This window comes from Niveispirillum fermenti (assembly GCF_052474395.1).
On sequence record NZ_CP156681.1, the window covers coordinates 977,989 to 997,660 of the forward strand.

The 19,672-nt window shown below is 67.2% G+C and carries 17 protein-coding genes; 8 read left to right on the forward strand and 9 right to left on the reverse strand.

Annotation, left to right across the window (positions count from 1 at the left end; all coding sequences use genetic code 11):
• Window positions 1–78: 78 nt before the first annotated feature.
• From ABC728_RS16045 to ffh, 3 genes are read right to left on the reverse strand one after another with little or no spacing between them, the layout of a single operon-like run.
• Window positions 79–1,203 (reverse strand): GNAT family N-acetyltransferase, encoded by a 1,125-nt coding sequence (locus tag ABC728_RS16045; RefSeq protein ID WP_416619355.1) that lies wholly within the window; start codon window positions 1,201–1,203, stop codon window positions 79–81.
• Window positions 1,200–1,562 (reverse strand): hypothetical protein, encoded by a 363-nt coding sequence (locus ABC728_RS16050; RefSeq protein ID WP_416619356.1) that lies wholly within the window; start codon window positions 1,560–1,562, stop codon window positions 1,200–1,202. Before ABC728_RS16050 ends, ABC728_RS16045 begins: the two co-directional genes overlap by 4 nt.
• Window positions 1,562–2,920 carry a signal recognition particle protein gene (gene ffh / locus ABC728_RS16055; RefSeq protein WP_416619357.1) on the reverse strand — a complete coding sequence of 453 codons (1,359 nt, stop codon included), beginning with the start codon at window positions 2,918–2,920 and terminating at the stop codon, window positions 1,562–1,564. The genes ABC728_RS16050 and ffh overlap by 1 nt, the downstream gene beginning before the upstream one ends.
• A 395-nt stretch (window positions 2,921–3,315) precedes the next feature.
• Between ffh and ABC728_RS16060 the strand changes: the two genes are divergently transcribed.
• The 5 genes from ABC728_RS16060 to ABC728_RS16080 all read left to right on the forward strand — a co-directional run bounded on the left by ABC728_RS16060 (window position 3,316) and on the right by ABC728_RS16080 (window position 9,985).
• The gene (locus ABC728_RS16060) at window positions 3,316–4,692 is read left to right on the forward strand and encodes a pentapeptide repeat-containing protein (RefSeq protein ID WP_416619358.1); all 1,377 of its coding nucleotides are present in this window, start codon (window positions 3,316–3,318) and stop codon (window positions 4,690–4,692) included.
• Between the two features lie 134 nt (window positions 4,693–4,826).
• Complete coding sequence (locus ABC728_RS16065) at window positions 4,827–5,765, forward strand: DMT family transporter (RefSeq protein WP_416619359.1); 939 nt, start codon at window positions 4,827–4,829, stop codon at window positions 5,763–5,765.
• Window positions 5,766–5,768: 3 nt separating this feature from the next.
• Entirely contained in the window at window positions 5,769–6,671 is a 903-nt protein-coding gene (locus ABC728_RS16070) for a DMT family transporter (protein ID WP_416619360.1), read from the forward strand.
• A 97-nt stretch (window positions 6,672–6,768) separates the two neighbouring features.
• Entirely contained in the window at window positions 6,769–8,976 is a 2,208-nt protein-coding gene (glgX, locus tag ABC728_RS16075) for a glycogen debranching protein GlgX (RefSeq protein WP_416619361.1), read from the forward strand.
• Entirely contained in the window at window positions 8,969–9,985 is a 1,017-nt protein-coding gene (locus tag ABC728_RS16080; protein ID WP_416619362.1) for a response regulator, read from the forward strand. Before glgX ends, ABC728_RS16080 begins: the two co-directional genes overlap by 8 nt.
• Before the next feature lie 295 nt (window positions 9,986–10,280).
• On the opposite strand, the gene ABC728_RS16085 is transcribed toward ABC728_RS16080, so the two are convergent.
• Window positions 10,281–11,537: a DUF445 domain-containing protein gene (locus ABC728_RS16085; RefSeq protein ID WP_416619363.1), complete on the reverse strand. Its 1,257-nt coding sequence runs from the start codon at window positions 11,535–11,537 to the stop codon at window positions 10,281–10,283.
• 66 nt (window positions 11,538–11,603) lie between these two features.
• Window positions 11,604–12,524 carry an SDR family oxidoreductase gene (locus ABC728_RS16090; protein ID WP_416619364.1) on the reverse strand — a complete coding sequence of 307 codons (921 nt, stop codon included), beginning with the start codon at window positions 12,522–12,524 and terminating at the stop codon, window positions 11,604–11,606.
• Window positions 12,525–12,575: 51 nt separating this feature from the next.
• On the opposite strand from ABC728_RS16090, the gene ABC728_RS16095 reads away from it, so the two are divergent.
• Window positions 12,576–13,373, forward strand: a complete 798-nt coding sequence (locus ABC728_RS16095; RefSeq protein WP_416619365.1) for a hypothetical protein — start codon at window positions 12,576–12,578, stop codon at window positions 13,371–13,373.
• A gap of 21 nt (window positions 13,374–13,394) precedes the next feature.
• Here ABC728_RS16095 and ABC728_RS16100 read toward each other — a convergent pair whose 3' ends face one another.
• Entirely contained in the window at window positions 13,395–14,120 is a 726-nt protein-coding gene (locus ABC728_RS16100) for a peptidase (protein WP_416619366.1), read from the reverse strand.
• A 352-nt stretch (window positions 14,121–14,472) separates the two neighbouring features.
• Between ABC728_RS16100 and ABC728_RS16105 the strand changes: the two genes are divergently transcribed.
• On the forward strand, window positions 14,473–15,327 hold the full coding sequence (locus tag ABC728_RS16105; protein WP_416619367.1) for a phasin family protein: 855 nt from the start codon (window positions 14,473–14,475) through the stop codon (window positions 15,325–15,327).
• 205 nt (window positions 15,328–15,532) lie between these two features.
• Here ABC728_RS16105 and ABC728_RS16110 read toward each other — a convergent pair whose 3' ends face one another.
• A complete protein-coding gene (locus tag ABC728_RS16110; RefSeq protein ID WP_416619368.1) occupies window positions 15,533–16,129 on the reverse strand; it encodes a class I SAM-dependent methyltransferase in 597 nt (198 codons plus the stop codon).
• Window positions 16,130–16,237: 108 nt separating this feature from the next.
• On the reverse strand, window positions 16,238–18,151 hold the full coding sequence (locus tag ABC728_RS16115; protein ID WP_416619369.1) for an ABC-F family ATP-binding cassette domain-containing protein: 1,914 nt from the start codon (window positions 18,149–18,151) through the stop codon (window positions 16,238–16,240).
• 138 nt (window positions 18,152–18,289) lie between these two features.
• On the opposite strand from ABC728_RS16115, the gene ndk reads away from it, so the two are divergent.
• Window positions 18,290–18,712, forward strand: a complete 423-nt coding sequence (gene ndk / locus ABC728_RS16120) for a nucleoside-diphosphate kinase (RefSeq protein ID WP_416619370.1) — start codon at window positions 18,290–18,292, stop codon at window positions 18,710–18,712.
• 221 nt (window positions 18,713–18,933) lie between these two features.
• Here ndk and ABC728_RS16125 read toward each other — a convergent pair whose 3' ends face one another.
• Window positions 18,934–19,503, reverse strand: coding sequence for a DJ-1/PfpI family protein (locus ABC728_RS16125; RefSeq protein ID WP_416619371.1), 570 nt, complete (start codon window positions 19,501–19,503; stop codon window positions 18,934–18,936).
• Between the last annotated feature and the right edge of the window lie 169 nt (window positions 19,504–19,672).

Sequence of the window (19,672 nt, forward strand, 5' to 3'; positions counted from 1 at the left end):
TGATGTGGATGTGATCTGGATGAGAAGCAACCGTCGCGGTCCAGATCGGGCCGGGCGACGATATTTCGTGACGGCGGGTCATGGGTTCTCCCCGCCATTCGCTGCCGTCCATTCGGACGCCAGGATTCCGTAAAGGCAATTATCGACCAGTTCGCCATGCGACCGGGCATAGCCCTGCCGGCGGATACCCTCGCGCAGGAAGCCGTTCGCCTCCAGCACGGCGGCGGAAGCATGGTTGCGCGGGTCGATCTCCGCCTCCACCCGGTTCTTCCGCAGAACCGTGAAGGCGTGGTGCAGCATGGCGGCGGTCGCGGCCCTGGCCAGGCCCTTGCCGCGGGCGGCAGGGACCAGCATGTAGCCCAGGCTGACCTGTGCCGGCGTCTCCTTCAGCAGCAGGGCCCAGCCCAGTGCCGTGCCGCCATCGGTCGTGATGGCCCAGTGCCAGCCGCCGCGCGCGCCGGAGGCCATGGACAGGATCTTGTCCCGGGTCTGCCCGATCTCGGTGTAATGGGCGTGCGGCATGTAGCGCATGCTGTCCGCATCGCCGAACGCGGCGTGCAGTGCATCGGCATCACCCGCCTTCAGCGGACGCAGCACGGCCGGGCCGTGGCGCAGCACGGGCAGCGGTGCCGGCGGGTTTTCCCGCCGCTGCTGCCAGTCGGCCGCCAGGATGGCGAAGATGCCCGTATCGATGAATTCCCCGGCATAGCGGAAATCCTGCCGCTGATGGCCTTCCCAGGTGAAGCCCAGGCGCAGCAGCAGGCCGGCGGACCGGTGGTTGCGCGGATCGATATTGGCGGCGATGCGGTGCAGGTTCCAGGCGCCGAAACCGTAATTCAGGGCGGCGGTGACGGCTTCTTCGGCAAGGCCACGGCCCCGCGCGGCAGGCGCCAGGATATAGCCGATCCAGCCCACGCGGTCCTGCACGCCGAACAGGCTGACCCAGCCCAGGCATTCCTGTCCGTCGGTGGTCACGGCCCATGTCCGGGTCGTGTCATCGTCCAGCAGCGCCTTTTCCATGCTGTCGCGCGTCTCTTCGATCCGCGTCAACGGCGGATGCGACCAGTATTTCATGCTGTCGGCATCGGTGAAGATGGCGTGCATGGCACCGGTATCGGCCATGGAAAGCGGGCGCAGCGTCAGCCGCGGCGTCAGCAGCGTGGCATGGTCGGGGGCAGGCCGGTGCGCAACAGGGGCGTTCATGGGCGCTCCCTGCGGCGCAGCAGCGCCAGGTAACGTTCCCGCGGCTCCCCCGTCCAGCCATTGACCCCATGGTTGGGCAGCCACACGGCATGGACATAGAAGACCAGCAGCACAGAGCCGGCCAGGAAGCCCAGCGCCCAGCCGCGGCCGGCCAGGGCCGACAGCAGGACCGTGACCGCCACATACCCGGCCAGCACCAGCAGCCGGCGGACGCGCGGCCCGTCGGTGTGGAAGGCCGGGAACAGGGCATTGTTCATGGCATGCAGCAGGGCCGCCAGCGTGGCATCGAACCACAGGCTGTCCAGCGACAGGCGTGCCGCCGCCATGTCCGCCGCCGCCATGTCCAGGGTGGCGCTCATCACCGCATGCCCTTGGGCATCAGCGCGCCCAGGCCCTGGCGCATCAGGCCCTTCTGGCCCAGCTTCTTCATCTTCTTCATCATCTGCGACATGTCCTGATACTGCTTGATCAGGCGGTTCACGTCGGCAACGGTCACCCCGGCCCCCAGCGCGATGCGCCGGCGGCGCGATGCGTTCAGGATGTCGGGCTTCTTGCGTTCCTTCTTGGTCATCGACAGGATGATGGCTTCCTGGCGCTTCAGGACCTTGTCGTCGATATTGGCGCCCTTCAGCTGATCCTTGATCTTGCCCATGCCGGGCAGCAGGTTCAGCATCCCGCCCATGCCGCCCAGCTTGGAGATCTGGCGCATCTGGGACAGCATGTCATCCAGGTCGAAGCCGCCCTTCTCCAGCTTGCGGGCCAGCTTCTCGGCTTCTTCCTTGTCGATGCTCTCGGCGGCCTTTTCCACCAGGCTGACCACGTCGCCCATGCCCAGGATGCGGCCGGCGATACGGTCGGGGTGGAAGGGCTCCAGCGCGTCGGTCTTCTCGCCCATGCCCATCAGCTTGATGGGCTTGCCCGTCACATGGCGCATCGACAGGGCGGCACCGCCGCGCGCATCGCCGTCGATGCGGGTCATGACGATGCCGGTGATGCCGACACGCTCGTTGAAATTGGTGGCGACGGTGACGGCGTCCTGGCCCGTCATGGCATCGACGACCAGCAGGCTTTCCACGGGGCGGGCCACGTCGCGGATGGCCACGACCTCGGCCATCAGCTCCTCGTCGATGGCCAGGCGGCCGGCCGTGTCCAGGATGACGACGTCATAGCCTTCCAGGCGGCCCACCTCCATGGCGCGCCGTGCGATCTCCACCGGCTGCTGGCCGGGGATGACCGGCAGGCTGGCCACGCCGGTCTGTTCGCCCAGGATGCGCAACTGTTCCTGTGCCGCCGGCCGGCGCGTGTCCAGCGAGGCCAGCAGCACCTTCTTCTTGTCGCGTTTCTTCAGGCGGACGGCGATCTTGGCCGATGTGGTGGTCTTGCCCGACCCCTGCAGGCCCAGCATCAGGATGGGGATCGGCGGGGCGGCGTTCAGGTCCAGGTCCTCGACCTGGGCGCCCAGCAGTTCCACCAGATGGTCATGCACGATCTTGACGACCATCTGGCCCGGATTGATGCCGCGCAGCACCTCCGTCCCGATGGCCTTCTCCTTCACCCCCTGGATGAAGGATTTCACGGCCGGCAGGGCAACGTCGGCTTCCAGCAGGGCGATGCGCACCTCGCGCAGTGCCGCGTTGACGTCATCCTCCGACAACGCCCCGCGCTTGCGCAGGCGGTCGAAAATGTCGCCAAGCCGTCCCGTCAGTCCGTCGAACATTGCCAGCCTTCCATTCTGGCGCCGAGCCGTCCCCCGCGGCCTTTCCGGATGGGCTTCGCCCAAACGCAAAAGCGCCAGTGCGCGACACTCGCGGACCGGCGGGGCACCTCGGTGCCGAATTGATCACCCATCATGGGTTGGCAGGTAGATACAGGCGGTGGGGGAATGAGTCAATCCATGCGGGGGCCTTCGTCTCTGGGGGACGGGGTCCCGCGCTGCTCATGACAAGGGCCGGACAAGAAGGCCCGATGACGAGGGTCAGGCAAACGGGTTGTGCCGCCAATACTCGTCGCGAACCCGATAGCATGAACGCCGATGGTCCATGACTATTGACATGGTGAGACGGATCGTGTCGGTCATGCTATCAATATTCCCGTCTCGGGGAGTGGGGGAACATGAGCGGCGAGATCGGGCGCGGGCCGGACCGGTCGCGGATCACGATTGCTGAATTGCAGGGTGTCCATAGCCGGCACCGGGCCTTTCTGCGTCGGCAGGCCGGGGGCGCGCGCGCCAATCTGAAGCTGCGTGACCTGTCGCACATGGATCTGTCGGGTTATGACCTGTCGGATGCCGACCTGTCGGGGGCCAAGCTGTTCGGCACGCGGCTGGAGGGGGCCAACCTGGTCGGGGCCAATTTCTATGCTGCCGACCTGCGCCTGGCCAACCTGGAGGGGGCGGACCTGCGCCGGGCCGACCTGCGCGGGGCGTGCCTGCGCGGTGCCGTCCTGACCGAGGCGATCCTTTCCGACAGCGACCTGCGCGACGGCACCATCATGCATGTGCGCAAGAATGGCGACATTGCCATGCACGAGTTCGAGGCCATCACCGTCAATACCGAACTGTCGGTGGCCACGATCCGCGCCGCCGACCTGTCACGCGCCAAGATATCCAACGCCTTCGTGATGCAGACGGACCTGACCGACGCCATCTTGCGCGGGACCAAGTTCGTGCGGGCCAACCTGTCCAATTCCAACCTGACGGGCTGTGACATGCAGGGTGCCGACCTGCGGGAGGCGAACCTGGCGGGGGCAAAGCTGTCGGGGGCCAACCTGACGGGGGCGGAACTGAATGCCACCCGCTTCCTGGGTGCCGACCTGATCGGCGTCATCATGGACGAGGCGACGCGCCGTTCCGCCAATCTGGAGGGCGCCATCCTGGCGCGGGAATTGTCGACCGACGGCCGCGACCTGGAACGTATCCTGGCCGACCACCGTGTGTGGGTGGACAGCCAGGGGCGCGACGGCATCCGGGCCGACCTGTCGGGCGTGGATATGTCGGGCTGCGACCTGTCGGGCCGCATCCTGTCGGCGGCGCTGATGCAGCGGACCATGCTGCGCGGCGCCAACCTGTCCGGGGCCACCCTGCCCATGGCCGACCTGTCGCTGGCCGATCTGCGGGATGCGGACCTGACCTCGGCTGATCTGCGCGGTGCCTCGCTGGAACGCGCCACCCTGACGGGGGGCGTGCTGGTCCGCGCCGACATGGGGCCGGTTCAGATACAAAGCAATGCCGTCCGCCTGTGGCCGGCCAATCTCTGCCGGGCCCGTTTCGACCGGACCGATCTGACCGGCGCCGACATGCGCAAGGTGAAGGCCATCCAGGCCATCTTCGCGCAGGCGCGGCTGATCCATGCCGATCTGGGCGGGGCAGAACTGATCAGCGCCGATCTGACGGGGGCCGTCTGCACGGGCCTGGCCCTGGACGGTGCCAACACCACCGACGTGCGGGATGCCGGGGCCCGCGACCTGAAGCTGCCGGAACTGGATGACTGACGCCGGGGCGGCGGGTCATGCCGCCGCCTCTCTCCGGCCGACGCAGGCGGGCCATGCGCAAGTGCTGCTGCCGGGCGTGGCGGCTGTGGGATTAACCTGCGGTCTCCTTGCCTTCCGATCCCGGTAGCCCTTTCATGACCGCCGTTCCGCCCACTGCCGCCACCGTTCCGTCGGACCGGTCCGGGGAGGAGAATTTCCCCCTGGGTATCGCGCTCGCCTTCGTGGCGTTCGCGCTCTACAGCGTCATGGATGTGACGGTGAAGCTGCTGGCCCGGGAATACAGCGTGCCGCAGGTCATCGCGCTGAACAGCTTCTTCGCGCTGTGGCCGATCCTGATCTATGCCGCCATCACGGGCGGGCTCTACAACAACCTGCGCACCCGCAAGCCGATCTATCACGCCATCCGGTCCGGCTGTGGCGTGATCAGCAGCTTCCTGTCCTTCTGGGCCTATTCGCGCATGCCCATCGCGGATGTCTATGCCCTGGCCTTCACCGCGCCGCTGTTCATCACGGCGCTGGCCGTGCCCATGCTGAAGGAGCCCGTGGGCTGGCGGCGCTGGACGGCCGTTGGCGTCGGTTTCATCGGCGTGCTGGTCATGCTGCGGCCGGGCGGCGGGTTGATCACCACCGCTTCCTTCGCCGTGCTGGCGGCATCCTTCTTCTATTCGATCGGCATGCTGGTCACGCGCTTTGCCCGCAATACCGAAAGCAGCGTGTCCTTCGCCTTCTATGCCACCCTGACGACGGGGGTGGTGTTCGGGGGCATGATGCCCTGGCTGGGGCGCATGCCCACGCTGCCGGACCTGGGGCTGTCGATGCTGGGCGGCACGCTGTGCGGCATCGCCTTCGTCTGCCTGCTGACCTCGTTCCGCAAGGTGCCGGCCGCCGTGGCAGCGCCGTTCCAATATACCCAGATCATCTGGGGCGTCCTTTACGGCTACCTGATCTTCGGCGATCGTCCGGACCGGACGCTGTTCGTCGGCCTGGCCATCGTGATCGGCAGCGGGCTCTACATCCTTTACCGTGAAACCGTGCTGGGCCGGCAGGTGACCTCGCGGCGCGGGGTGGAATAGGCGATGGACAGGCGCGCGCTGGCCGGTATCGGTTTCTTCGTCCTGGCGACCCTGTGTTTCGGCGTGATGGACGCCGCCATCAAGTATGTCTCAGCCGATTACGGGACCTGGCAGATCATCTTCTTCCGGGCCGTGTTCTCCATGCTGCCCATCGGGCTGCTGATCGCGCGGTCGGGCGGGGTGCGGGCGCTGCGCACCGACAGCCTGCTGTCGCATGCGGGCCGGTCCCTGATGGGGGTGGTGGCGGCCTTCGGCTTTTTCTATGCGTTTGCCCGCATGCCGCTGGCCGATGTCTATGCCATCAGCTTCGCGGCACCCCTGTTCATGACGGCCCTGTCCGTGCCGGTGCTGAAGGAAAAGGTCGGCTGGCGACGCTGGCTGGCCGTGCTGGTCGGGTTCGGCGGGGTGATGATCATGCTGCGGCCTGGCCAGGGCATGTTCAGCGCCATGGCGCTGGTGCCGCTGGTGGCCGCCGCCTTCTATGCGCTGTCCATGCTCTATGTCCGCATCCTGTCGCGGACGGAAACCAATGCCGCCATCACCTTCTATTTCGTGGTGACGCTGGCCGTGGTCAGCGGCCTGTTCATGCTGCCGGAATGGAAAGCGCCCGACCTGCCGGGGCTGTTGCTGCTGGCCTTCATCGGCATTGTCGGCGGTCTGGCGCAGATCCTGTTCACCCAGGCCTTCCGGCTGGCTGCCCCGTCGCTGCTGGCGCCGTTCGAATATGTGGCCATGGTCTGGGCCGTCGGATTCGGCTATTTCCTGTTCGGCGAGGTGCCTGACCGGGCCATCTGGGCCGGGTGCGCCGTGGTGGCGGCCAGCGGCCTCTACATCCTGCACCGGGAAACCATGCTGCACCGCAAGGCGGTGACGCCGATCGCGGCGGATGGGGAGCCGATTCGTTAATTTGTGTGGTCTGATAGCGTCTGCAACCTCTTGGCGCGACGCAATATCGTTGGCATGCTGCTGGCGATGATTTGGCAAGGAAGGTATCCACGCCCCCATGCGATCCACCGGCGCCGCCCGCACCATCGTCTGGCCAGGACGTTCCGACCCGTTGGGGGCGACCTGGGACGGGCTGGGGGTCAATTTCGCCCTGTTCTCCGCCCATGCCGAAAAGGTGGAACTGTGCCTGTTCGACAGTGAGGGCAGCCGGGAGATCGAGCGCATCGCCCTGCCGGAATGCACCGATGATGTCTGGCATGCCTATCTGCCCGAGGCGCGGCCGGGCCTGCTCTACGGCTATCGCGTGCATGGGCCCTACGATCCGTCGCGCGGGCACCGCTTCAATCCCAACAAGCTGCTGCTGGATCCCTATGCCAAGGCGCTGGAAGGGCCGCTGCGCTGGTCCGACGCGCATTTCGGCTATCGCGTCGGCGCGGTGAAGGAGGATTTGTCCTTCGACCGGCGCGACAATGCCCGCGGCATGCCGAAATGCCGGGTGATCGACCCTGCCTTCACCTGGGGCCTGGAACGCCGGCCGCGCGTGCCCTGGACCGACATGATCATCTACGAGGCGCATGTGCGCGGCCAGACGCTGCGCCATCCCGATATCGCGCCCGGCCTGCGGGGCACCTTCACAGGCCTGGCCAGCCAGCCCATGATCGATCATCTGAAGGCGCTGGGCGTGACGGCCGTGGAACTGCTGCCTGTCCATGCCTTCACCGACGACCGGCACCTGGTGGAACGGTCGCTGCATAATTACTGGGGCTATGCCAGCATCTGCTTCTTCGCGCCCGAACCGCGCTACATGACGGGCCGGTCGACGCGGGAATTCAAGAACATGGTGGCCCGCCTGCATGATGCCGGGATCGAAGTGATCCTCGACGTGGTCTATAATCACACGGGCGAGGGTAACCATCTGGGGCCGACCCTGTCGTTCCGCGGGATCGACAATGCCAGCTACTATCAGCTCCATCCGCATGACAAGCGCTTCTACCTGGATCATACCGGTACCGGAAATACCCTGGATCTGTCGCATCCGCGTGTATTGCAACTGGTCATGGACAGTTTGCGCCACTGGGTGACGGACATGCATGTGGACGGGTTCCGTTTCGATCTTGCAACGACACTGGCGCGGGAAGCGCACGGCTATGACAGCGGATCGGGCTTCCTGGACGCGATGCGTCAGGACCCGGTGCTGGCCGGGGTGAAGCTGATCGCGGAGCCGTGGGATATCGGCCCCGGCGGCTACCGCGTGGGGCAGTTCCCGGCGGGGTGGAGCGAATGGAACGACCGCTACCGCGACACGGTGCGCCGTTTCTGGCGCGGGGATGAGGGGATGCTGCCCGAACTGGCGGCACGGCTGACGGGATCGGCCGACATCTTCGACAATGCCCGCCGCCGCCCCTGGGCCAGCGTCAATTTCGTGACCAGCCATGACGGGTTCACGCTGGCCGACCTGGTCTCCTACAATGTGAAGCATAATGAGGCGAACCAGGAAGGCAACCGGGACGGGCACGACGCCAATTTCAGCCTCAATCACGGGGTGGAGGGGCCGACGGACAATCCGGCCGTCAATGCCGTGCGCCGGCGTCAGGCACGCAACATGCTGGCCACGCTGCTGCTGTCGCAGGGCACGCCCATGCTGACGGCGGGTGACGAGATGCTGCGCACCCAGCGCGGCAACAACAACGCCTATTGCCAGGACAATGAGGTGAGCTGGCTGGACTGGCCGGGCCTGGGCGCCGAAGGGGCGGCGATGACCCGGTTCGTCGCCCGCCTGACCCGGCTGCGCCGCGACCATTCCGTGCTGCGGCGCGGGCGCTTCCTGCATGGGCGGGAAATGTCGGAAGACGGGCTGAAGGACATCACCTGGATCAATCCCCAAGGGGTGGAAAAGGCGGCGGAGCAGTGGCGCGACGGCCATGCCCGCTGCCTGGGCCTGCTGCTGAACGGCAAGGCGGGCCGGCATCTGGCCGCCGACGGCACGCCCGACCTGGACGGGGTGCTGCTGCTGATCGTCAATGCCGGTGGGGACTCGGCGGATTTCATCCTGCCGTCGGTGCCGGGGGGACAGACATGGCGCTGCCTGCTGGATACCGGTGACGAGGAGGGGCGGCCCACGGCCGAACCGGGGCCGGTCCTGTCGGCCACCGGACAGGCTGTCGCCTTGCCAGGCCGGACATGCTGGCTATATCAACTGATCGAGACGGACACGGCGCCCGCGCCCGGTCCGGTATCCGGCCTGGGAGGGCCGGCGCATGCCTGACTATGATTTCCGTTCCCTTGTCGTCGTCATCATCGACCGGGAAACCAATACCCGCCGCCTGCTGCGGGGCATTCTGGCCCGTCTTGGCATCGAACGCATCCTGGACATGGCCGACACGACGGACGCGCCGACGGCCATGATCGCGCTGCAGCCCGACCTGCTGTTCATCGATGCGGATGCGCCCGATCCGGATGGCCTGCGGTTCGTGCAGGGGCTGCGCCATGCCCAGGCCCCCAACAACCCCTTCATGGGTGTCATCGCCACCACCTGGCAGCCCACGCAGCCCCTGCTGATGCGCTTCAACGCCACAGGTGCCGACGACATGATGGCCAAGCCCTTCTCGGCCAAGCAGGTGCATGACCGGCTGACCAACCTGATCGACACGCGGCGCAGCTTCGTCGTCACGGCCGACTATATCGGACCCGATCGCCGCCGGCAGCCACGGGAAGGTATCCAGATCCCGCTGTTCGATGTGCCCAACACCATGCGGATGAAGGTGACGGGGCAGTTCGAGCGCACCCGCGCCTCTGAATCCGTGGCCAACATGCTGGAAGCCATCAACAGCCAGAAAATCGTGCGCAACGGTTTCCAGGTGGCCTTCCTGATCGATTTCGCGTCCCCCGGCCTGATGGCAGGGGGGGACCGGATGGCGGCCGACCATCTGCTGCGGGCAGGGGCCGCCCTGGATGACCTGGTGCGCCGGCTGCGCCCGGAAAGCGACCTGCGCGGGCCGGTGGAAACCTATGCCGCGACGATCCGCGCCGCGCTGGAAGCCTTCCGTGCCGCACCGGGGCAGCCGCTGGCCGGGGTTCAGCCCTTGCGCGCGGCGGCCCTGGGGCTGGCCGGCGTCACGGCCCGCCGCACCGACCTTGCCGCCGTGGAGGCGGAGGTACGGGGGGCGGTCACCGCCTATCGCAACCGTCTGGCCCAGATCGCCCAGGCCAAGGCCGGCCAGCAGGCGGCGGGGCAGCAGGCGGAAAAGGACGGTACCGACAAGACGGATGGTTGATCGGCGGCGGCGAGGGCCTTGTTCTAATATCGGCGGCCGAAATATTTGACCGTTGGTATCGGCGGCGACTGCCGCCGCGCGCCACGTGGCGCGCGCACGAGCCGTTGGCATGTGGGTGCCGGCGCTTGAGGTGCCGGAAACCTTGACCTTCGGTCAAGATTTTCGGCCGCTGGTATAGGCAGGCTCCTTCAGATCGGGCCACACAGGGCAGGGCCCGGCATGGGGGAACTGCTGACTGCATGGCTTGCAGCCTTTCCAAGCCCGCCCATTTGTGGGCAGCGTCGGGAAAATCTGCTCAGGACAGCCAGCCGTTCAGGACATAGAGCGCGCCGCCGATGGCGGCCCCCAGCAGGGTGCCATTGATGCGGATAAATTGCAGGTCGCGCCCCACGCGCAGTTCCAGGCGCTGCGTGAAGGACTGCACATCCTGCTTCTTCAGCGTGTCGGCCACGAAATTGCGGATGGCCTGGCGCCAGCGGGGCAGGGCGGCCGTGAAAGCCCCCTCCACGGTTTCGTTCAGGCGGTCGCGCACGGCCGGTTGCTTCAGCGCGTCGGCCAGCGACGCGGCCACACCGTGCAGGGCGGAGCGGATATGTCCCTCCGGCCTGTCCAGATCGTCCAGGGCCGCCTGCCGCAATCCGGCCAGCAGATCGCGGATCAGCGGCCCCGCCGCATCGGGCCCTGTGAACTGGCGCAACGCCTCCAGCAGCCGCTGCGCCAGCTCGCTGCCCTCCTCCACCTCGTCCGGCAGGGCGGCCAGCCAGCGGCGCAGGTCCTGGCCGGCCGGGGCATGCGGGGAGCGCAGGTCCCAGAGATGGCCCAGCAGCGCCTCGTTGATGGTTTCCGCCAGGGACCGGTCGACCGATGACGGCATCCACCAGCGCGATTTGCCGGCCACGGCCTGGGCCACCCAGCCGCGCTGCGTATGCACCAGATGGATCAGCCGGTCGGCCAGTTCCCGCAGCAGCGGTTCCAGCGCGTCGGACGTGACGAAGGTCCGCAGCGCCCCCGCCAGGGCCGGGCGCAGATCGGCCTGTGACAGGCCGGCCGACAGGGCCCGGCTCAACGCATGGGCCAGCGGTGCCTCCCCTTCCTGACGCAGAAGGCCGGGCAGCATCCCGGCCAGCAGATCGACCAGCTTGCCGCGGCCGTCCTGGCCATCCAGCAGCCGGGCCAGCCGGTCAGCCGGGTCCATGCGCCGCACCTGCTCCACCAGCATGGCCGGTTCCAGGAATTCCCGGTCGATATAGGTGGCGATGCCGTCGGCGATACGGTCGCGGTTGCGCGGCACCAGGGCCGTATGGGGGATGGGCAGTCCCAGCGGGCGGCGGAACAGGGCTGTCACGGCGAACCAGTCGGCCAGTCCGCCGATCATGCCGGCTTCCGCCACGGCGCGCAGGGCCGGGGCGGCCCCGGGCGGCATGAAGGGCGCATGGCTGGCCGCCCAGCCGCCGGCCGCCAGCGCCAGGCACGCGCCCGCCAGCCAGCGATGGCGGCGCAGGTCGCGGGCCAGGGCCTCGTCATCGGCGGGGGAGGGCAGGTGGTCGGTCATCCGTTGGTTTGCATGCTGTTGCGTTCCTGCACATCCTACCCCGCCCGCCGGCCCCGGAAAGCGGATTTACCGGCCGGTTACAGGCGGGACACCATTTGTCTCCGCCATCTGTGCCGCCAGCCCCTCGCGATAGGTGGGGTAGAGCAGCTGGTATGAAAGCCAGGTTTTCAGGCGATCATTACGGACCCGGCGATTATCGGCATAGAAGCTGGCGGCCATGGCCGACATCGTTCCGGTATCGAAAGGCTCAAGGGGTGGTGGCTCCAGGCCCAGCAGGCGGGCGGCATGGGCCACCACATCCGCCGCCGGCGCCGGCAGGTCGTCGGCGACATTATAGGCCGTGCCGGGCCGTGGTCGGCCCATGGAAGCCATCAGCGCGCCGCCGATATCATCGACATGGATGCGGCAGAAGACCTGCCCCGGCTTGTCGATGCGCCGCGCCGTGCCGGCCCGCACATTGTCGATGGCGCTGCGCCCCGGACCATAGATGCCGGGCAGGCGGAACAGGTGGACGGGCACGCCGTGGTCCTGCCACAAGGACAGCCACTGTCCTTCGGCCGCCACGCGCCGCCGCCCGCGCGGGCCGGTGGCGGCCAGGGGCGTCTCCTCATCCACCCAGCCGCCGTCGCTGTTGCCATAGACACCGGTCGTCGACAGGTAGCCGGCCCAGCGCAGGCCGGCCGCCTGTGCCGCGATGTCGGCACCGTGCGCATCGACCACGGGATCGCCATGTTCATCGGGTGGAACGGTGGACAGCAGGTGGGTGGCGCCGGCCAGGACCTTTCGGGCACCGGCCAGCGGCCGGCCCCGGTCGAACGGGTGGGCATCGATCCCCGCGGCGACCAGCGCGGCGGCCTTGTCGGCACCGCGCACCGTGCCGGCCACGGACCAGCCCGCGTCGCGCAGACGGCCGGCCAGCCGCAGCGCCGTGTAACCCAGGCCGAAGATGAAAAGCCGCCCTGGCGGCGGGATCAGGGGATCGGTCATGAAACTTTTGACACTTGCCAGCCGGTGGTCGATGGGAGTTTGTAGCGCGTCATGAACCGATTTCTCAATGCTGCGGCGCTGGCCGCCCTGATGGCCCTTCTGCCCGCCGCTTCGGCGCGGGCGGAGGATGGGCGCGTTTTCTCCAGCCGCACGGCCTGCCTGGCGCGGGCCGAGGCCTTGCCCGACTTCGCGCTGGCAGAGGCGAAGCTGTGGGAACGCCAGGGCGGGGCCGCCGATGCCCGCCTGTGCCAGGCCCTGGCCCAGCTTCTGCGGGGCGAATGGGAAGCGGCGGCCCCGGCGCTGGAGGCATCGGCCACCGAACTGGCGCATGAGGCCGCCACCATGCGCGCCAACCTGTGGAGCCGGGCCGCCCTGGCATGGTCCAACGCCCGCAAGCCCGATGCGGCCGAGGCCGCCTATGGCAAGGCCGTGGCGCTGACGCCGAACGACCCGCAATTGCTGATGGACCGGGCCATCCTGCGGGCCGGTGCCGAACGCTATTGGGATGCCGTTGCCGACCTGGACCGTGTCATCGACCTGATGCCGCGCCAGTCGGAGGCCTGGCTGCTGCGTGCCCAGGCCCATCATGTGCTGGCTCTGGACGCCAAGGCCATGAACGATGTGCAGGAAGCCCTGCGCCTGTCCCCGCAGAACAGTGAGGCGCTGCTGCTGCGCGGCAATCTTTACGCTGCCAAGAGCAATCTTGCCTTTGCCAAGCGCGATTGGGAAACGGTGCGCCGTGTGGCTGCCGACAGCCCGGCGGCGCAGGTGGCGCTGGAAAACCTGAACGCCCTGGAACGTGCCCACACGACGCAGCAGCGCGAATTGAAGCGCCAGCGGCAGGAATGACTGCCGCCGGCCCGCATCGCGTCATTTCGGCAGCAGCGTATCCATCCATGGCCCGTTGGGCAGCCGGTTGGCCAGGTCGGTGATGTGCTTGTTCCACCAATGGCGCTGTTCGACCAGATGATCGTAATCGAACTGGTCTTCCCGCCATTGCCGGTCGCTGGTGTGGTAGGTCAGCAGGTCGATGGGATAGCCGACATCGGCAGAGCTGTAGCGCGTGCTGTCGAATGACAGATAGGCCAGCTTCAGCGCCATGGTCATGGTGGTCTGGTATTTCAGCGCCCGGTCCAGGATGGGCTTGCCATAGGTCGTGGCGCCGATCGACAGATAGGGGGTGCGCTCGTCCACCTCGATCCAGTTGCCTTCCGGATAGATCAGGAACATGGTCGGTTCCTCATCCCCGGCCAACTGACCGCCGATGATGGCGTGCAGGTTGAACTTCAGGTTGGACGCTTCCAGCGCCTCCCTGTCCTCCGTCGCCACGATACGCAGGCAGCGGGAGAAGGCATTGGCCGCATCAAGCATGGTGGGGAAGGGCTTGGACTTCTTCTCCGCCATTTCCCGGCGCAGATAGGCCAGCGTCTTGTCGCGCACGCTGCGCAGCCCGGAGGTCATGACGAAGAACTGCTCCTTGCCGTTCTTCATCAGGGTCACCTTGCGGGCGGCGGTCACCTGGGTGCCGGCCGTGATGCGGCCGTCGGCAAGGGCGATCAGCCCGTCCTTGGTCTTGATGCCGAGACAATAGGTCATGAGGGTCCTGGCCATGTGCTGTCGGGCGGATGGGGCGCGCATCCTGTCATGGTCAACCTTCCCGCGAAAGCCCAAAGCGAATCGTCCGCCCCTTGTTTTGCCGCCATCGCCCATGCATGCGGAGCCCGGCAGCCAATGCGCGCAATAATCGTGTTGCACTGCACAAAAGTACGCTTGACTCTACGCATCGCATCGATATACCTTGCCCATGCTGCATTGCAGCAGACCGGATCGACCGGTGGGCCGGCCGGCACGGATGCCGGATCGGGCCGCCAGGGTCGGGACAGCGGCGACCGGTGCCGGGGCTGCGCCTGAGCGGACCGGCAACGACAGAGCGCGAAGGAGATAGCTGATGGCAACCCGCACGCCGAAGGGAACCGCGGCCCGCCGGACGACGAAGCCCGTCGCCGCCAGGCCCGACGCCGTTCCGCCGGCTGAAGAGAAGGTGCCGGCCGCCCCCGCGGCCGTCGAGACGACGAAGGCCGAGGCTCCGGCCCCGGTGGCCCCGGTGGCCCCGGTGGTGGAGCCCGCCCCTGCGGAAGAACCCGCGACGGATGCCCCCGCCCCTGCGCAGGCTGCGCTGGCGGGCGCTGTGGAAGAGGTGACGGCCCCCGTTCCGGTGGAAGAGCCCGTGGCCCCCGCAGCGCCGAAGGCACCGGCGGCGAAGGCGAAGCGCACGCCGCGGCCGGCTGCACCCAAGATACCCCAAACGGCGGCCAAGCCCGCCGCTGCCCCCGCCGCCCTGGCTCCTGTGGCGGTGACCAAGCCCGTCCCGGCCGCAGCCGTTTCACCGGATGTCGGCCAGGCTATCGCCTATACCAAGGAAAAGGTGGAAAAAATGAGCAAGCAGGTTTTCGCTTCGTTCGATGATGTCGTCGGCTTCCAGAAGGACAATGTGGAAGCTTTCGTTGCTTCGTCCCAGATTCTGACCAAGGGTCTGGAAGCCCTGTCGAAGGAGATCGCAGCCTTCACCCAGGCCCAGTACGAGCAGTCGGTGGCTACGACCAAGGCCCTGTTCGCCGTGAAGTCGGTGAAGGAACTGGTCGACCTGCAGACCGAATTCGCCAAGACGTCCTTCGATGCCTTCGTGGCCGAGGCGACCAAGGTGTCGGAAACCGGCTTCAAGGTGGCCAACGAGGCCGCCGAGCCGCTGACGGCCCGCGTCAACGCGACGGTGGAAAAGCTGTCGAAGATCAAGGCCGCCTGATCGGGCGCCTGACCGGCTTTTGATACCAACTTGTGATCAGTGGAACTCACCACAAAATAGGTTGAGTTCGCGAACGGGGCGCTGGCGACAGCGCCCCGTTTTGCGTTCCAGGTCCCGTCACTTCTCGTTCAGGCTGGGGCACCGCCGGCCGGTGGCCGGGCCTGAACGGCCCCCCTCAGCCGGCGCATGCCCATGCCGGGCACTCTCACTCCCGGGTGAACCGCCAGACGCTGGCAGGCGGGATGTTGGCGATGGTGAAGCCGACCCGCCGCCCGCGCAGCCCCAAGGCCTTGCGCCGGATGGGGGAGCGGGCGGAATAGGTGTAGGCGTAGAAGGCGCGGCCCGGCGGCATGATGTCGAAGATGGCGTCGACGATGGCCCGCTGCTGTTCGGCCGGGATCAGGATCATGGGCAGGCAGACCAGGACGGTTCCCACCTTGCCGCGCACCTCTTCGGGCAGCATCCGGCAGATGTCTGCGACATCGCCTTCCAGCACGTTGACCTGCGGGAAATGCCGGCGCAGCCATGTGGCCAGTTCCGGGTCGCGTTCCACGCTGTAAAGGCGGGAGGGGGGAACGCCCGCATCCAGGATGGCGCGGGTGACAGCACCCGTGCCGCCGCCGAACTCCACCACCACCTCGTCCGGATCGCGGCGGATCTGCCGTGCCATCAGCCGCGACAGCGACGGGGCCGACGGGGTGATGGACGCCATGCTGAGAGGGTTGGCCAGCCAGCGCTTGAAGAACAGCCAGGCGGCGCTGCTCTCCTGATGGGTGCGAAGGGTGGCGGCTCTATGGGTCATTCTGGGTGCCTGGGAACAGTTGAACCGGACAGAAATAAGGCTGGCGATGCTGCGACGCAACATACCCTCCTGGTCAGGTCGGACCGCTTGGGCGGTCGGCCTGGGTCTTCACACGTTTCCAACTGCCAGTGCCGTTTCCATTTTTTCCGACAGCTCCAGCCATTCCAGCTCTGCCGCTTCCAGATCGTTGCCGACGGCACCCAGCTCGATCTGCAATTTGGTCACCTTTTCCGACGGACCTTCGTAGAGCTTGGGTTCCGCCAGCTTTCCTTCAAGCTCCAATTTCCGCCTGGTGAGTTGTGCCACACGCTTTTCGACGGTTTCAATCTGCCGGCGCAGGGGGGCCAGTTGCTGACGCAGTTCGGCGGCAGCCCGCCGTTCCTCCTTGCGGGCGTCGCGCCCGGCGCCCCTGTCGGGGCCGCCGCCCGCCACGCCGGCCGCCGCCGCCCGCTCCGCCTTGCTCTTTTCCAGCAGCAGGCGCTTGTAATCCTGAAGATCGCCTTCGAACGGCGCGGCCGTGCCGTCATTCACCAGCCACAGCCGGTCGGCGGTCAACTCCACCAGATGCGGGTCGTGGCTGATGACGATGACAGCCCCTTCATAGTCGTTCAGCGCCTCGACCAGCGCGTCGCGGCTGTCGATATCCAGATGGTTGGTCGGTTCGTCCAGCATCAGGATGTGTGGGGCGTCGCGGGTCATCATGGCGAGCAGCAGCTTGGCCTTCTCGCCCCCCGACAGGCTGGCGATCCTGGTATCCGCCTTGGCCTGGTTGAAGCCGAACCGGCCCAGATGCGAGCGGGCCTGGCCCTCCAGCGTGCCGGGCGGCATTACGGCCTGCATCTGTTGCAGCGCCGTCCAGGTCAGGGTCAACTCGTCCGTCTGATGCTGGGCGAAATACCCGACGCGCAGCTTGGACGACCGGAACATCTCCCCGGACATGGTGCCCAGGCGGCCGGCCAGCAGCTTGACCAGCGTTGACTTGCCGTTGCCGTTGGCACCCAGAAGCGCGATGCGGTCATCGGCATCGATGCGCAGGCCCAGCCGCTTCAGCACCACCCTGTCGCCATAGCCCACCGACACATTGTCCAGCCGGATCAGCGGCGGGGCCAGCTCGTCGGGGGAGGGGAAGTTGAAGCTGACGGGCGTATCGTCGATCACCTGGATGCGGGGGCCCAGCCGCTCGATGGCCTTCAGCTTGCTTTGCGCTTGGGTCGCCTTGCTGGCCTTGGCGCGGAACCGGTCCACGAAGGCCTGGAGATGGGCGCGCTGGGCATCCTGCCTGGCGGCCTGGGCCTTGGCATGTTCCATCCGCATGGTGCGGACCTGCACGAACTGGTCGTAATTGCCGCCATAGGCGGTCAGCTTCAACTGGTCCAGATGCACGATGCTGGTCGGCACGCGGTTCAACAGGCCGCGATCATGGCTGACGATCAGCATCGTGTGCGGATAGTTGCGCAGATATTCCTCAAGCCACAATGTGGCTTCCAGGTCCAGATGGTTGGTCGGCTCGTCCAGCAGCAGCAGGTCGGGCTCGGCGAACAGCACGCCGGCCAGGGCCACGCGCATGCGCCAGCCGCCGGAAAAATCGCTGCAAGGCCGCCGCTGCGCCTCGGCATCGAACCCCAGGCCCGACAGGATGCGGCCCGCCCGTGCTTCGGCCGAATGGGCCTGGATGTCGGACAGGCGGTGATGGATTTCCGCGATGCGCAGCGGGTCGGTCGCCGTCTCCGCCTCGGCCAGCAGGGCCGTGCGCTCTGTGTCGGCGGCCAGCACCGCGTCGATCAGCGTGGTCTCGCTGCCCGGTGCCTCCTGCCGCACCCACCCCATCTTCAGCCCGCTGGGCAGGGTGATGGAACCCGCATCCGGCTGTACCTCCCCGGCGATCAGGCGCAGCAGCGTGGATTTGCCCGTGCCGTTGCGGCCGACCAGCGCCACACGGTGCCCGGCGGGGATCGTGACGGAAGCCTGGTCCAGCAGCAAGCGGCCGGCGATACGGTAGGTGAGGTCGGTGATCATCAGCATGATGTGCGCCCCTTACCACAAACTGCCGGACCGCAGAAGCGGCACGCATATAAGGGCAGACAGAATGACCGTTGTGGGGGCATCACGGGGCCTGTATAAGGCCGCCCAGTTTCAAGCTTATGCCTTATGGAGATAACCATGGCTGTCGAACGGACGCTGTCGATCGTCAAGCCCGACGCGACCCGCCGCAACCTGACCGGCAAGATCAACGCCCGCTTCGAGGAAGCCGGCCTGCGCATCGTCGCCCAGAAGCGCGTGTGGCTGTCCAAGCAGCAGGCCGAGCAGTTCTACGACGTTCACCGCGAGCGTCCGTTCTTCGGCGAGCTGGTTTCCTTCATGATCTCCGGCCCGGTGGTCGTGCAGGTTCTGGAAGGTGAGAACGCCGTGGCCCGCAACCGCGAGATCATGGGCGCCACCAACCCGGCCAATGCCGCCCCCGGCACGATCCGCAAGGATTTCGCCGAGAGCATCGAGGCCAATTCCGTCCATGGCTCCGACAGCCTGGACAATGCCAAGATCGAGATCGCCTATTTCTTCGCCGGGACGGAGATCGTGGGCTGATCCCAGCCGACGCCGTTTCCCATCGGGGATCGATCTGAAAAGCCGCCGGGGCTGTGCCTCGGCGGCTTTTTACTTGGGGCCGCTCTCGTCCGGCGCCATCAGGCTCGTCCGGTTCGATGGGGGGGGCTGCCTGATGGTCTTGAAAGAAAAAGGGCGCCGGGGACCCATGGTCCCGCGGCGCCCTTGACCAACCAGCTTTGCCGGCCAGCTCTGACGGTGGATCAGGCGGCCTGCTTGCGCTGTTCGACGGCGGCTTCGAAATGCCGCAGCATGGCGTCGATCAGGTCGGCCATGTTCTCGCTGCTCTGCGCCGTCAGCAGGAAGCGGTCCTGCACGACGGCATCCTCCGACCAGACCGCGCCGGCGGCTTCCAGGGCCGCGCGGGCGCTGTCGGCGCCGGTGACGGTGCGGGTCTTGATCCGCTCCACCAGGGCCAGCAGTTCCACGCCCTTGCCAAAGGCGGCGATGCCCTTGCCGGCATCGACGAAGCTGCCGACGATGCGGCGGGTGTGCGGGTTGGTGGCCAGCTTGGCGACCGAGCGGTCACCGCCCGGCAGGACCAGCAGATCGAAATCGGCGGCCAGCACCTCGCCCACATGGCGGTCGGTGGGGAAATAATGGCCCCAGGCGGCGCCGTGCCAGCCATTCACCAGGCCCTGTTCGGGAGAGATGATCTTGGGCTTGGCCCCGGCCTTCAGCAGGGCGCGCTGCGGTTCCGTCATCTCCACTTCTTCGAAGCCGTTGGCGACGAGGATGGCGATGTTCTTTCCGGCGAGCAGTTGTTCGGTCAAGGTCGTGTCTCCTTACTGGTTGGTCCGTCTCTGCCCATCGGCGGCCCGGTGGCCCGGCGCGGGGGAACAGGACAGGCTCGCCACGGCCGGGCCGCAGCGTCGTTTTTCAAGCCATGCCGAAAGCGGCGCGCTGTCCCGATGGGACCCGGTCCGTTCCTGGGGGACGGTA

Excerpts from the sequence above, each read along its gene's own strand:
- ABC728_RS16095 (WP_416619365.1), top strand. The coding sequence starts at position 12,576 with ATGAACCGATTTCTCAATGCTGCGGCGCTGGCCGCCCTGATGGCCCTT.
- ndk (WP_416619370.1), top strand. The coding sequence starts at position 18,290 with ATGGCTGTCGAACGGACGCTGTCGATCGTCAAGCCCGACGCGACCCGC.
- glgX (WP_416619361.1), top strand. The coding sequence starts at position 6,769 with ATGCGATCCACCGGCGCCGCCCGCACCATCGTCTGGCCAGGACGTTCC.
- ABC728_RS16060 (WP_416619358.1), top strand. The coding sequence starts at position 3,316 with ATGAGCGGCGAGATCGGGCGCGGGCCGGACCGGTCGCGGATCACGATT.
- ABC728_RS16050 (WP_416619356.1), bottom strand. The coding sequence starts at position 1,562 with ATGAGCGCCACCCTGGACATGGCGGCGGCGGACATGGCGGCGGCACGC.
- ABC728_RS16090 (WP_416619364.1), bottom strand. The coding sequence starts at position 12,524 with ATGACCGATCCCCTGATCCCGCCGCCAGGGCGGCTTTTCATCTTCGGC.
- ffh (WP_416619357.1), bottom strand. The coding sequence starts at position 2,920 with ATGTTCGACGGACTGACGGGACGGCTTGGCGACATTTTCGACCGCCTG.
- ABC728_RS16085 (WP_416619363.1), bottom strand. The coding sequence starts at position 11,537 with ATGACCGACCACCTGCCCTCCCCCGCCGATGACGAGGCCCTGGCCCGC.
- ABC728_RS16045 (WP_416619355.1), bottom strand. The coding sequence starts at position 1,203 with ATGAACGCCCCTGTTGCGCACCGGCCTGCCCCCGACCATGCCACGCTG.
- ABC728_RS16115 (WP_416619369.1), bottom strand. The coding sequence starts at position 18,151 with ATGCTGATGATCACCGACCTCACCTACCGTATCGCCGGCCGCTTGCTG.
- ABC728_RS16110 (WP_416619368.1), bottom strand. The coding sequence starts at position 16,129 with ATGACCCATAGAGCCGCCACCCTTCGCACCCATCAGGAGAGCAGCGCC.
- ABC728_RS16105 (WP_416619367.1), top strand. The coding sequence starts at position 14,473 with ATGGCAACCCGCACGCCGAAGGGAACCGCGGCCCGCCGGACGACGAAG.
- ABC728_RS16070 (WP_416619360.1), top strand. The coding sequence starts at position 5,769 with ATGGACAGGCGCGCGCTGGCCGGTATCGGTTTCTTCGTCCTGGCGACC.
- ABC728_RS16100 (WP_416619366.1), bottom strand. The coding sequence starts at position 14,120 with ATGACCTATTGTCTCGGCATCAAGACCAAGGACGGGCTGATCGCCCTT.
- ABC728_RS16065 (WP_416619359.1), top strand. The coding sequence starts at position 4,827 with ATGACCGCCGTTCCGCCCACTGCCGCCACCGTTCCGTCGGACCGGTCC.
- ABC728_RS16080 (WP_416619362.1), top strand. The coding sequence starts at position 8,969 with ATGCCTGACTATGATTTCCGTTCCCTTGTCGTCGTCATCATCGACCGG.